We start from the raw sequence: 12968 nt of genomic DNA, 5'->3' as shown, positions 1-12968 counted from the left end.
GCGACGACGGCCCGGCGCCCGCCCCCCCTCCAGTCCTCGCCGCCCTCCAGGGCGTCGATCAGCCGTTTCTCTGCCGCCGTGTGCACCAGGGCCGTCATGCCGCCTCCGTCAGGTATTTGTCATACCCTTCCGCCTCGAGCTCACGTGCCAGCTCCGGCCCGCCCGACTTGACGATGCGGCCATCGGCCATGACGTGCACGACGTCCGGTGTGATGTGGTCCAGCAGACGCTGATAGTGGGTGATCACCAGCATGCCGCGCTCCGGCGAGCGCAAGGCATTGACCCCTTCCGACACGGTTTTCAGGGCATCGATGTCGAGCCCGGAGTCGGTCTCGTCGAGGATCAGGAATTTCGGCTCCAGCACCAGCGCCTGGAGGATTTCCATGCGCTTCTTCTCGCCGCCGGAAAAACCGACATTCACCGGCCGCTTGAGCATGTCCATCGACACATTGAGCTGCTTTGCCTTTTCCCGGATCAGCTTCATGAATTCCGGTGCCGTAACCTCGTCCTCGCCACGCGACTTGCGCTGGGCGTTGAGGGCTTCCTTGAGGAAGGTAATGGTCGGCACGCCCGGGATTTCGATTGGATACTGGAAGGAGAGATAGAGCCCCTTGGCCGCCCGCTCTTCCGGAGCCAGTTCGGAAATGTCCTCGCCCATGAACTCGATCGAACCGCCCGTGCACTCATAGCCGTCGCGCCCCGTTACCACGTAGGAGAAGGTCGACTTGCCCGAGCCGTTCGGCCCCATGATGGCATGCACTTCGCCGGCCGGGACCTCGATCGAGAAGCCCTTGAGGATCGGCTTGTCGTCCGCATCCGCGATTTCGACTTTGCAATGTAGGTCATTGATTTTCAGCATAACTTCGATCCTTCGCGGTCGGCCTAGCCGACACTTCCTTCCAGCGACACCTTGAGCAGCGTCTGGGCCTCGACGGCAAACTCCATCGGCAATTCCTGCAACACCTCGCGCACGAAACCGTTGACCAGCAGCGCCGTCGCCGCCTCTTCAGACAGCCCGCGCTGGCGGGCATAGAAGAGCTGGTCTTCCGACAGCTTGGTCGTGGTCGCCTCGTGCTCGAGCACGGCGTGCGGGGTCTTGCATTCGACATAGGGCACGGTGTGGGCGCCGCACTGGTCGCCGATCAGCAGGCTGTCGCACTGGGTGAAATTGCGCGCGCCCGTGGCCTTGGGATGCACCGAGACCAGGCCGCGATAGGTCTGGTCGGAGCGCCCGGCGGAAATGCCCTTGGAGATGATCCGGCTGGTCGTGCCCTTGCCGAGATGGATCATCTTGGTGCCGGTATCGGCCTGCTGGCGACCATTGGTGACCGCGATCGAGTAGAACTCGCCGCGCGAATTGTCGCCGCGCAGGATGCAGGACGGGTATTTCCACGTGATCGCCGAGCCGGTCTCGACCTGGGTCCAGGAGATCTTGGAATTCTTGCCCCGGCAATCGCCACGCTTGGTCACGAAGTTGTACACCCCGCCCTTGCCGTCGGCGTCGCCCGGCCACCAGTTCTGCACGGTGGAGTACTTGATCTCCGCATCGTCCAGCGCCACCAGTTCGACCACCGCGGCGTGCAGCTGGTTCTCGTCGCGCATCGGCGCCGTGCAGCCTTCCAGGTAGGAGACGTAAGCGCCCTTGTCGGCGATGATCAGGGTGCGTTCGAACTGCCCGGTCCCTTCCGCGTTCATGCGGAAATAGGTCGACAACTCCATCGGACAGCGCACGCCCGGCGGCACGTAGACGAAGGAACCGTCGGAAAACACCGCCGTGTTGAGCGTGGCGAAGAAATTGTCCGACGCCGGTACGACCGAGCCGAGATACTTGCGTACCAGGTCCGGGTGATCCCGCAGCGCCTCGGAGATCGAGCAGAAAATGACGCCGGCCTTGGCCAGCTCCTTCTTGAATGTCGTGACCACCGAGACGCTGTCGAACACGGCATCGACGGCGACCCGGTTCTCCGAGCCCTTCACGCCGAGCAGGACCTCCTGCTCCTTGAGCGGAATGCCGAGGCGCGCGAAGTCGGCGAGGATTTCCTCCGGCACGTCGTCGATCGAGTCGTATTTCGCGCCGGCCTTGGGCTCGGCGTAATAGTGGATGTCCTGATAGTCGATCTTCGGATAGTCGACCTTGGCCCACTCCGGCTCGTGCATTTCCTGCCAGCGTTCAAGCGCTTCCAAGCGCCAGGCCAGCATCCAGTCCGGCTCGCCCTTCTTGGCCGAGATAAAGCGCACGGTGTCGGCGCTCAGCCCCTTGGGAGCGAGATCCTGCTCGATATCCGTCGTGAAGCCGTACTTGTACTTGTCGGATTCCAGCTTCTTGACGTCTTCGATGGTTTCTTTGACTGCCGCCATGATCGATTACCGCTTTCAGGCCGTTGCCTTGAGTGTGGATTGAATACGCGCATAGGCTGTCGTCCAGGCCTCGATAAACGCCTCGACATCGGCGTCGCTGGAGGACCAGCCAAGACTGATACGAACGACACCGCGGGCCAGTTCTTCCGGCAGCGCGAGGGCCGTTCCGACCTTGGACGCCCTGGCCTTGCCCGAGGAACAGGCCGAACCGGCACTGATCGATACACCGGCCAGATCCAGCGCCATGACCTGGGTCTCACCCTTCCAGCCCGGCACTGCCAGGCACAGCGTATTGGGCAGACGCGGGGCGGCTTCGCCGATGATGCGCACATCTGGCGCCGCCTCCCGCACCGCTGCGACCATGCGATCGCGCCCGTCCGCCAGCGCGGCGAACCGGTCGAGCCCAGCCGTGGCCTGCTCGATCGCCAGGCCCAGACCGGCAATGCCCGCGACATTGAGCGTACCGGCGCGGCGGCCACTTTCCTGGCCACCGCCGTGAACGTGTCGCGCCATCGGCGCATCACACGACGCCACCAGTGCACCGACACCTTGCGGACCGCCGAACTTGTGCGACGACAAAGCAAGGTAATCAGCGCCGCTGCCGGCGAAATCCACGGCGATCTTGCCGACCGCCTGGATAGCATCAACGACCAATAGTCCGCCTGCGGCATGGGTCAGACGGGCAATTTCTTCGACTGGCTGGATGGTGCCGGTCTCATTGCTGGCCCACATGACCGCCACCACCGGGCGACCCTCGGACACTTCGTTCCAGCGCTCCAGCCGCTGCTCCAGCCAGGACAGGTCGACCACGGCATCGGCGGTCACGGGAATGACCTCGACCGGGAGACCGCTGGCCTCCGCGGTTACAGCCACCGCCTCGTGTTCCAACGCCGAATGCATGACCCGCGCTGCATTCCCGGCCTTGATGGCCGAATTCAGCGCGAGGTTCAGCGCCTCCGTGCCACATCCTGTGAAGATCACGTCTTCCGGACGCGCGCAGACCGCCTTGCCGACCTGGCGACGCGCCTGGTCCACACGGCGCCGCGCGGCCTGCCCATCAGCGTGCACCGATGACGGGTTGCCGGTCTCGCGCAGCACCTCTGCCACCAGGTCGATGACCTCGGGGCGCACTGTCGTGGTTGCGTTATGATCGAGATAACTGCGCATGATCAGGCCATCGCCCCCGCCCTGCCGGCCTTCGCCCTGACAGTTGACGCGCCGTGCGCCGAGCCCAGCAGGCGTCGCTCCAGCACGTCTTCCAGACTGATCGAGGACAGGTAGAGATAAATGTGCTGGCCCAGCTCGTCCCACAAATCATGGGTCACACAGCGCCGACCATCGGCCAGGCAGCCTTTCACCTTCGCACACCGCGTCGCCCGAAGCGGCTCGTCGACAGCCAGCACGATGTCGGCGATGCAGATATCGCCCGATGCGCGCGCCAGACGATAACCGCCGCCGGGACCGCGAACCGAGGTCACCAGCCCGGCCCGACGCAGCTTGGCGAAGAGCTGTTCCAGGTAAGACAGGGAGATCGACTGGCGCGAGGCAATCTCGGCCAGCGTGACAGGGCCCTCGCCGGCTGCGCCCGCAAGGTCGGCCATGGCCATCACGGCATACCGTCCCTTGGTGCTCAGCTTCATGCGAAAACCTCCTTAAACGCTCGCATTTCGCGACCCGATCATGCTAAGACGCGCGCTCCCGGAAACGGGCGATGCGTGCTTGTGGGTGCGCTCGTCCAATATCCGAGTAGTTTAGTCAAGAATATGGTTGCAGCCCGCCTGCGTTTCAATGGTGGTGCGACAACCGGTTCGCAGCGACGCCACGTAACGACCGAGAAGGCCCGAACCCCTATGCCTGACGTGATCATTCCCGGCCCGGCCGGCCGCCTTGAGGGGCGCTACAGCCCAAGCGAAGACCCGACGGCGCCGATCGCCCTGATCCTGCACGCCCACCCTCTTGGCGGCGGCAATATGGAAAATCCCAGCGTCGACATGATGTATGACGTGTTCCGCAAGCGCGGCTTTGCCACGCTGCGCTTCAACTTCCGCGGCGTCGGCCGTTCCCAGGGCAGCTATGACCAGGGCCTCGGAGAGCTGTCCGACGCAGCCACCGTGCTCGACTGGGTGCAGGGCTACAATTCCGGCGCCCGCTTCTGCTGGGTTGCCGGTCATTCCTTCGGCGCCTGGGTCGGCATGCAGCTCCTGATGCGCCGCCCGGAGATTGCCGGTTTCGTCTCGGTCGCCCCGCCGACCAACATGTACGATTTTACCTTCCTCGCGCCCTGCCCGGCTTCCGGCATCATTGTGCACGGTGGCCAGGACAAGATCGTGCCGCCGGAAGACGTCGAGCGCGTGATGTCGAAAGTCCGCGTTCAGAAAGGCATCGAGATCACCACCGAGATCGTGCCCGAGGCCGGCCATTTGTTCTCCGAACACCTCGATGTGCTGCAGGGGCATATCGAGGACTATCTGGAAAGCCGCCTGCCGACGGTGGAGAAGGAACGCGCCGAACGCCAGATCACCGGCAAGCGCTGAGCACGTTCCGATCCGCTTAGAACAAGGGCCTGCCGAGCTCAGCTCGGCGGGCCTTTTTCTTGTTTTGCTAATCCGGGAAAACGGTCCTGAAACCGGATCGGGCGCGGTTTGAAAGCACCGGGTCGAGACAGGCTTCGTCGGCATAGTGCTGCCAGCGCTGCGCACAGTCCACGATCTGCCGGAGCATGGCCCGGGTCCGCGCCGGCTTGATGTCTGCCGCCCGCCCGAGGGCAAGTATGTCCTCCATGGTGAAGCCGGAGGTCTTGCCGGCAATCGACATCTGGTGGCGCGCCGTCCAGGCGCCGTCCGGATTGTAGGCGTAGACCACGTCGTACGCCGGAGCCAGGGACCAACGTCCCTGCTTGTCCATCAGGAAGGCGATATTCTTGACGTGGTCGTCCTGGTTCCGGATCACCACGTTCAGCAAGGCCCGACGGAATTGCTCCTCGAGCGCTTCACGGCCAAGGCCAAGCATCCGGATCGTCTCAATCGCCTGTTCGTAACTGTAGGCCCCCGGCAGGTTAAAATCGAAATGCCGCATCGCGGCGAGGGTCTGCATGTGCAGCTTCTGCCCGTCCCCGGTGCGGTCGAAGCGCCTGGTCATGAAGTGCGCCCGCCCGTTTTCCTCGAACAAACGGCATTCTGCCATGGTGATCCCGGCATCGAGAGCGAGCCGGTGGCAGGCATATTCCAGTCGCCCATAACCCTTGGGGTCGGCGATCTCCTTGTCGGCATTTCCCGACACGCCGTCGAACTTGAGCAGCCATTGCGAATAGCCCGGCCCGGCCTCCAGCTGTCCGGAATGGAAATCACCCGTGGTTTCGTTCCAGGCCAGCACCGCCTTGGCCCGAGCGCCACCGGCAGAGGTGCCAACACGGAGGATGTCGCGCAGCACACCGGCATCCTCCTCGCCGCGCAACGCGCCGCCCAAGCCCTTGCGCTCGTTGAGCACCCGACCCGCCAGCTCGACCAGGGGCGCAATATCCACAAGCCCCCCGTCCGCCCTGCGCTCGCCGGTGGCTGGTTCGAACTCCAGCGCCCCCATCCCTCGGCGCCCCGTGTAGCAAAGCCGCTCGACCGGATTGAAACTGTCCGGCGCCCGCCCCTGCCCGGCCAGCCAACGATTGATCAGCGCATTGCCGAACTTGTCCGGAAGACTGTCCGCGATCAGCCCCGGTAGTCGCTTAAAACTCTCGGCTCCCAGTTCGGGAAAATCGAACGGACCGGGCCTCAGCGGCATGGTCAGCGGCGCAACCTGGATGCCGCTGCGGACAAAGTCGGGGGCATACTCGAAGACGCCCAAGGCCCGCTGGGGGTCCCAGAGAACCGCGCCGATCATGCGGCCCCACAAGCGGACTTCGGCCCGCGTCCGCTCGCTCATTGATCCCAGCTCCAGCTCCCGCTGTCTTCGATTCCGGACTTCCGGGGACGGGAAACCCGCTTGCGAGGCGCGGCATCTGCTGAGCGTGGATCCAGCGGTGAGAGACTGGCATCGGGAATCAGATCGGCCATTCGGTTATCAAGTCCAAGCGCACGCAGCACACGCAGCAGGTTTTCCAGGGTGCCGCCCTTGCCGGATTCGATGCGATGCAGGGTCGAACGGGAAATCCCGGCCTCGCGCGCCAAGTCCGCTTGCCGGATCGAACGCGCGATGCGGTAGGATTCAAGGCGGGATCCGATCGTCGCGGCCAGCTCTGAAATCGGCTGGATATGCAGGTTTTCGTTTTGCATCAAAAATAGCACCTAAAACGCATTCTGCTGCATAATGCATCAAAAGTGATACGAAAGCAAGCTAACATAATGTCGTAAAAATGATATCTACTAGATAAATTTGGACTTAATTGGTCAGAATCGATACATAGCGGGATACAATAGCGGAGCCCGTCATTGCTCAGTGCTCTGACGGTCAGCACCCGAAATCCCGCTGTGCTGCTGCCAAAGCACATCGGAGAAGGTCGAACATGCGCGTTTATCGTTTCGCCTCGACCCGCTTCGGGAGTGCCTCTGGTTTTCGGTCCGATTTGCCCTGAAGACCACGACAGCATGCTGCAACCGGCATGAACGCGATGGCGCCGGTACGGTCGAGGTCGGGCTCTCGATGTAGCGCTGCCATCACTGCATCTACTCGCTCGGCACCGCCGAACTCGCCCGGGTCGTGCGGCCCTCGTCAGCGGGAGGCGCGCTCCGACGCCCGCGCCCGCTTTCCCCCGGATACCGGATGCCGCGCCCCGGTGGTCGACGGCAAGCTGGTCGGCAGACCCCGCTCCACCCGTACCGCAAGCCAGGCGAAGGCCTCGGCCTCAAGCAGGTCGCCGCGCCAGCCGACCGCCTCAACCGGCTCCGCGGCCAAGCCAAGCCGGTCGCTCATGAGCCGCATCAGGGTGGGATTGTGACGGCCTCCACCGGTCACCAGAAGCCGGTTCGGCTGGCCCAGACGCCTGATTGCGTCGGCAACCGTATAGGCCGTGAACGCTGCAAGAGTGGCCGCCCCGTCTTCCACACCAAGGTGCCGCACAGGGTCCAGCGTGAAATCCCACCGATCCAGTGATTTCGGCGGCTTCAGCTGAAAGAACGGATGGCGCATCAGCGCGTCCAGCGCCTCCGAATCGACACGCCCCTGGGCCGCCAGCACGCCATCGCAGTCATAGGCGGAGCCCGTGTGCTCCAGACACCAGGCATCGATCAATCCATTGGCCGGGCCCGTATCGAAGGCGACCGGCGGCTCGTCATCACACAGCCAGCTGACATTGGCCACACCGCCGAGATTGAGCACGGCCAGCGGTCCGCCCAGGCCGGCCTGCTCTGCCAGTGCAGCGTGAAATAGCGGTGCCAGAGGCGCCCCCTGACCACCGGCACGCACGTCGTCGCGCCGGAAATCATAGATCACATCGATACCCAATGCGTCGGCCAGCGCCTGGCCATTGCCGATCTGCAACGTCTTGCCGCCCCGACCAACAGCCGGAGCACGGTGCAGCACGGTTTGGCCGTGAAACCCGACCAGCTCGATGTCGGCCAGTGCCAGACCGGCCGCTGTCGCGGTCCGCCGCACGGCTTCTGCATGGCGCTCGGTGAGGGCTTTTTCAGCAGCGCCGAAATCGGGTTGAGCCCCTTCGAACTGCCAGACCAGCGCCGCATCCACTGCAGCCTGCAACACAGCCCGGTCTTCGCGCGAATAGGCCACCGTCTCGCCTGGTCCGAAATGCCCGATACGCACCCCGTCGGTCTCGATCAGGGCGGCGTCGATGCCATCGAGCGAGGTGCCGCTCATCAATCCGATCACGCGCTTCATGCACGCCCCCTCTTTTCCCGCGGCCCCGCACCACCTAGAAGCGCTCTATCAGGAGAGCGTTCATGAGCGAATACAAGTCCGAACTGGTGCGCACGCTGGTCGAGCGCGGATATCACCAGGATGCCACCAACCTCGAGGGCCTCGACGAGGCCGCTGCCAAGGGCGTGGTCACCGGCTATATCGGATTCGATGCCACCGCTTCGAGCCTGCATGTCGGTTCGCTGGTTCAGATCATGATGCTGCGCCGCATGCAGCAGGCCGGACACCGGCCAATCATCCTGATGGGCGGCGGCACCACCAAGATCGGCGACCCTTCGGGCAAGGACAAATCCCGGGCCATGCTCGACGACGCGGCCATCGCTGCCAACAAGGAGGGTATCCTCTCCGCCTTTGCGAGCCTCGTGAGCATCGGCGATGGTCCGACGGATGCCATCGTCGTCGACAATGACCAATGGTTGTCCGAGTTCGGCTATCTGGAATTCCTGCGCAAGTTCGGGACCCATTTCACCATCAACCGGATGATGACGTTTGAATCGGTGAAGCTCCGCCTCGAGCGTGAGCAGCCGCTCACCTTCCTCGAATTCAACTACATGCTGCTGCAAGCGGTCGATTTCCTCGAACTCTACCGGCGACATGGTTGCACTCTGCAGCTCGGCGGGGGCGACCAGTGGGGCAATATCCTCAACGGTGTAGAGCTGTGCCGCCGGGTCGACCAGGCCGAGGTCTACGGCTTCACCACGCCGCTCATCACCACCGCGTCGGGTGCCAAGATGGGCAAGACCGCCGAGGGCGCTGTCTGGCTCAATGCCGACCGGTTGAGCGCCTATGAATACTGGCAGTTCTGGCGCAATACCGAAGACGCCGATGTCGGCCGCTTCCTGCGGCTTTTCACCGATCTGCCGCTTGACGAGATTGCCCGGCTGGAAGCCCTCGAAGGCGCCGCCATCAACGATGCCAAAGTGCGTCTGGCCAATGAGGCAACGACCCTCCTGCACGGCGCCGAGGCGGCTCGCGCGGCTGAGCAGACGGCCCGCGAAACCTTTGCCAAGGGTGGTGCTGGCGCGGCTCTGCCAACGGTGGAGTTTTCCGGCCTGGACAGTGGCGAGGTCAATTTGGTCGGCCTTTTCGTCGAGGCCGGTCTGGCCGCGTCCAACGGCGAAATGCGCCGCCACATCAAGGCTGGCGCGGCCAAGGTCAACGACGCCCCCCTCACCGATCCGTTCGCCAAGGCGCATGCGGACCTCGTGCAGGACGGCGTCATAAAGCTGTCCATCGGCAAGAAGCGTCACGCCCTCGCCAAGCCGCTCGGCTAGACCCCGCTTACGGCTGGGGTTCGGCTGCCGGCTCGGCTTCGGCCTCTGGCGTTTCCAACGCCGCATCGTCCTGGCGCTGCTCGGCGGCGCGCGCTGCGGCTGTGCCCTCGAATATCCGGCGCAGCACGCCCGGAGCGAGCACTGACAGCGGGTTTGCGAACACGGTGAGGCCGTCGAACGGACCCTCGACCGAATAGGTGATGCCGATCACGCCTTCGCCCGGCCGCGACACCAGGAGCTCGCCGATGACCGGTAGCTCGCCGAGCATTGAATTGACGCCGTATGATGGTACCAGATTGCCGTCGACGGCCGCCAGCTCGCCATCGAAATCAATCGTTCCCGCAGCCGTCACGCCCAGCGCATCACCTCGCGCCCGTGCTTCACCGATGGTCAGCAAGCCGTCCTCAAACAGGATTTCCGCGTCCACCCGGTCAAAGTGGATTCCTTCCCCATTGAGCAGCGCAGCGAGGCCCTGGAACGAGCCGGCAGCCAGCAAGCGGGCCAGAATCGGCAGTTCGACCAGGGTCAGGTCGGTCACTTCCAGCTGAGCCGTCAGCGGTCCGTCCACGCCCAGCGGCGGAGCCGAGCCGATCATCGCCAGACCGCCACCGCTGGCATACCCTTCGATACCCAACAAGCCACCAAGCCGCTCGACGGACTGGGTCTGGAAGCGAAACTCCCGTCGACCGCCGTCGGGACCGGCCCCGAACGAGCCTTGGACCGGCCCGTCCAGTCCCTCACCGGTCAGCGACACTGCCCTGATGCCCGCGGCTTCGCTGCGCCATAGCAGGCTGAAATCTTCCAGCACGCTGGCGTTGGAAAGCACCAACCGACCGACATCCATGTCCAGGGACAGCGGCAGACCGGGCCCGTCCGAGTTCATGGTCAGGAGATTGGGGAGCAGATCGGAAACGTCAGCATAACGCCCTGACACGGACATCCGCAGCGGATCACCCGGTTCAGCGCCGGCGGCCAGCTCGCCTTCCAGGTCGGCGATGCCGTCAATGCGGACCTGCGGAAGCCGGGCCCGGACCAAGCGCCCGTTCGGCCCCATTTCGATATCTCCGGTGATCGCCATCCCGTCCGTACTCAGGGCAAAGGAATCCAGATTGAGCGCTCCGGCCTCATTGCGGCGGATCGCCAGCACGGCCTCGCCCGGTACATCGGGCGGTTTGACCCAGACACCCCACGGCGCCTCCAGCCGCGCCAGTGCCAGATCGGCGCGGACATCGACGGCATGGACCTCCAACCCGTCGGATTGCGCCGCGGCGTGCACCATGATCGGGCCGCTGAAGTAACGTCGGGCCGGCAGATTGAAAGCGTCGAGCGTGCGAGCACTGACCTCGGCGTCGACCTCGATCCGGGTGGACGCTTCGCCTTCGGGCAAGCCAAAGGTTTCCGACCATCGAATGTCCAGCGGTGTGTCGAGCATCACCGCGCTGCCCGCCGCCTCGATTCCATCCTGACTCGCCACCAGCCGTGCTTCGCCGTTCTCGAGGCGCGCCTCGGTACCTGGCAAGGCCAGTGACAGCGCGGTGAAATTGCCTTCGACCCTGAACGGGATGTCTTCCGGGGGAACGTCGGACAGCATGGGCCGGCGAATCTCAAAGGCCACATCTCCCACACCGTCGACCAAGGCCGGATCGAGCCCGTAATCGGAGGCCAGATTGAGTGGCGGTTCGTCGATCAGGCCCAGGATGTCGCGCGCCGAACCCCGGGCCACGCCGCCATAGCGCGCCATCGCGCCCTTGGGGTTGAGGCGCGGAATGTCGACATAGCCCTCGCTGATCTCGATATTGCCGATGCGCCCGCTTTCAAGCGTGGCCTCGAACGCATTGCCGCGCAGTGTCGCCGTGCCACGGGCCTCGGTCAGTGGCGTCATGGTGGAGATGTAGCGCACCGCCGCGTTCTCGACCGAGAAGGTCAGTGTCATGCGCTCATTGGCCAGGGCGCCGGCGTCGATGGACGCGGCGTCCAGATCGAGGTCGAAATGGGCGCCCTGGAAATCCGCCCCGAGAATCGCCCCGTCGATCCAGTCGCGCGCGCCGTCGGCCAACTCCACCGGCCAGTAGGCCAGCATCAGCTCTGGCGTGATGTCGCCTTCGATCGGACCGCTCAGCCGGATATTCGGCAACCAGCGATCCTCGCTCACCTCGGTTAGCGACACCGCTCCGGCAAGCGCCGCTCGGATGGAACCGATCTGCGCATCTAGCCGGTCAAGTTCCAAGCGATAATCGGCCAGTGCCACCGACCCGGCGACCTGCAGGCCCTGCCATTGCGGGGGGCGTTCGAAAGCCGGGCCTAGATCAATAAATCCCGGACCCAACTCCAGTTCGAAATCGGCCTGGCGCGGCAAGGCACCTTCATAATCGCGAATGCGGCTGATTGTACCGCGCGCAGTGCCCGACATCACCTCCGACAGGATCCAGGCTTCCTCAATCTCGAACAGGCCGGCATCGGGATCGAAGCGCGCCACCAGTTCCGCTCCTTCGAACGCGCGCGCCGCGCCCTCGGCAAGATAGCTCCCCTCGCCGGCAGTCACATCCAGCGCAGCGGCGCGAATGCCTGCCTCGCGCGTGGCATCGACCACCAGAGCGAGGTCCACCGGCGCATCCAGCCCCCGCAACGCTGCCAGCGGCCCGGAGGCGGGAAACACCCCGGCCGGTGACAACTCGCTGAACTGGGCCGTGAGCTGCAGGTTCTCCAGATCCCGACCCGCTTCCACACTGACCGCTACCGGCGCAAAACCCGAGGGTGTAGCCACCCGCCCGGCCACCGATGCCGCTGTGCGCTGCTCATTCCGCGAGAAACGGACGGAACCATCCTGCACCAGCCAGGACATGCCGAGCTGGTCGTCAACAATCCGTACCGATGCCTGCTCGATCTGTACCGAACGCAGGCGTCGCACACTTTGCGGTGCAGTCTCGGGGTTGCGCAGGATTTCGAACAACCAGGCACTGTCGGCACCGCCGACCTGCGGCTGACGGGCATTCGCCGCCACCCGCTCGACACCGCCCAGCCCGGCTCCTACCGCCCCGTCAGCACGCCGCACGATGGACACCGCCCCGCCAACGATATCAATGGTCACCGGCTCAAGGCGCTGGAACAGCAGGGCATCCAGGGCCAGTCCGGCTTCGATCAGTGGCGCCCGGGTGATCACCTCGCCCTCGCCCCCGGTTACCGTGACGTCGCGGGCAATCAGGCGCAGAGCATAGTGCTCGGTGTCATAGCGCGCTTCCAGACTGCCCAGGGCGACGATCTCGCCCTCGAAGGTTTCGGCCAGCATGGCCTGGGCGTCCTGGCGCAGGAAATCCAGCTCGATCGGCCCCGTGGACAAACGCCAGAACAACGCCGCCGCCCCGAAAATCAGCAGGGTGAGCAGGACCGCCACCCCCTCCAGGATGTAGATCAGGCTCCATTCCAGGGACCGGCGAAGCATCAGTGCGGACTCCCTGCAGCCAGCTGACTGGACGC

At 64.5% G+C, this 12968-nt stretch carries 10 protein-coding genes; 2 read left to right on the top strand and 8 right to left on the bottom strand.

The features are described 5' to 3' along the window. Positions 1 to 94: 94 nt before the first annotated feature. Genes sufC through ACXYMR_RS07620 form a run of 4 tightly spaced genes read right to left on the bottom strand, consistent with a single transcriptional unit; the run spans position 95 to position 3998 of the window. Positions 95 to 859, bottom strand: a complete 765-nt coding sequence (gene sufC / locus ACXYMR_RS07635; RefSeq protein WP_458942238.1) for a Fe-S cluster assembly ATPase SufC — start codon at positions 857 to 859, stop codon at positions 95 to 97. A 23-nt stretch (positions 860 to 882) separates the two neighbouring features. Beyond that, entirely contained in the window at positions 883 to 2358 is a 1476-nt protein-coding gene (gene sufB / locus ACXYMR_RS07630; protein ID WP_458942237.1) for a Fe-S cluster assembly protein SufB, read from the bottom strand. Positions 2359 to 2373: 15 nt separating this feature from the next. Beyond that, complete coding sequence (locus ACXYMR_RS07625; protein ID WP_458942235.1) at positions 2374 to 3525, bottom strand: cysteine desulfurase family protein; 1152 nt, start codon at positions 3523 to 3525, stop codon at positions 2374 to 2376. A gap of 2 nt (positions 3526 to 3527) precedes the next feature. Further along, positions 3528 to 3998 carry an Rrf2 family transcriptional regulator gene (locus ACXYMR_RS07620; protein ID WP_458942233.1) on the bottom strand — a complete coding sequence of 157 codons (471 nt, stop codon included), beginning with the start codon at positions 3996 to 3998 and terminating at the stop codon, positions 3528 to 3530. A gap of 210 nt (positions 3999 to 4208) precedes the next feature. On the opposite strand from ACXYMR_RS07620, the gene ACXYMR_RS07615 reads away from it, so the two are divergent. Next, positions 4209 to 4892, top strand: coding sequence for an alpha/beta hydrolase (locus ACXYMR_RS07615; protein ID WP_458942231.1), 684 nt, complete (start codon positions 4209 to 4211; stop codon positions 4890 to 4892). A 67-nt stretch (positions 4893 to 4959) separates the two neighbouring features. On the opposite strand, the gene ACXYMR_RS07610 is transcribed toward ACXYMR_RS07615, so the two are convergent. The 3 genes from ACXYMR_RS07610 to ACXYMR_RS07600 form a co-directional block, all read right to left on the bottom strand. Further along, positions 4960 to 6273 carry a type II toxin-antitoxin system HipA family toxin gene (locus tag ACXYMR_RS07610; protein ID WP_458942229.1) on the bottom strand — a complete coding sequence of 438 codons (1314 nt, stop codon included), beginning with the start codon at positions 6271 to 6273 and terminating at the stop codon, positions 4960 to 4962. Then, entirely contained in the window at positions 6270 to 6623 is a 354-nt protein-coding gene (locus ACXYMR_RS07605) for a helix-turn-helix transcriptional regulator (RefSeq protein WP_458942227.1), read from the bottom strand. The genes ACXYMR_RS07610 and ACXYMR_RS07605 overlap by 4 nt, the downstream gene beginning before the upstream one ends. 436 nt (positions 6624 to 7059) lie before the next feature. Beyond that, complete coding sequence (locus tag ACXYMR_RS07600) at positions 7060 to 8181, bottom strand: anhydro-N-acetylmuramic acid kinase (RefSeq protein ID WP_458942225.1); 1122 nt, start codon at positions 8179 to 8181, stop codon at positions 7060 to 7062. A 62-nt stretch (positions 8182 to 8243) separates the two neighbouring features. Between ACXYMR_RS07600 and tyrS the strand changes: the two genes are divergently transcribed. Continuing rightward, positions 8244 to 9494 (top strand): tyrosine--tRNA ligase, encoded by a 1251-nt coding sequence (tyrS, locus tag ACXYMR_RS07595; RefSeq protein WP_458942224.1) that lies wholly within the window; start codon positions 8244 to 8246, stop codon positions 9492 to 9494. Positions 9495 to 9501: 7 nt separating this feature from the next. Here tyrS and ACXYMR_RS07590 read toward each other — a convergent pair whose 3' ends face one another. Next, the gene (locus tag ACXYMR_RS07590; protein ID WP_458942222.1) at positions 9502 to 12933 is read right to left on the bottom strand and encodes a YhdP family protein; all 3432 of its coding nucleotides are present in this window, start codon (positions 12931 to 12933) and stop codon (positions 9502 to 9504) included. Positions 12934 to 12968: the final 35 nt, after the last annotated feature.

It is taken from the genome of Maricaulis sp. CAU 1757 (genome assembly GCF_054482675.1).
This window is presented reverse-complemented; position numbering and strand designations above follow the sequence as displayed.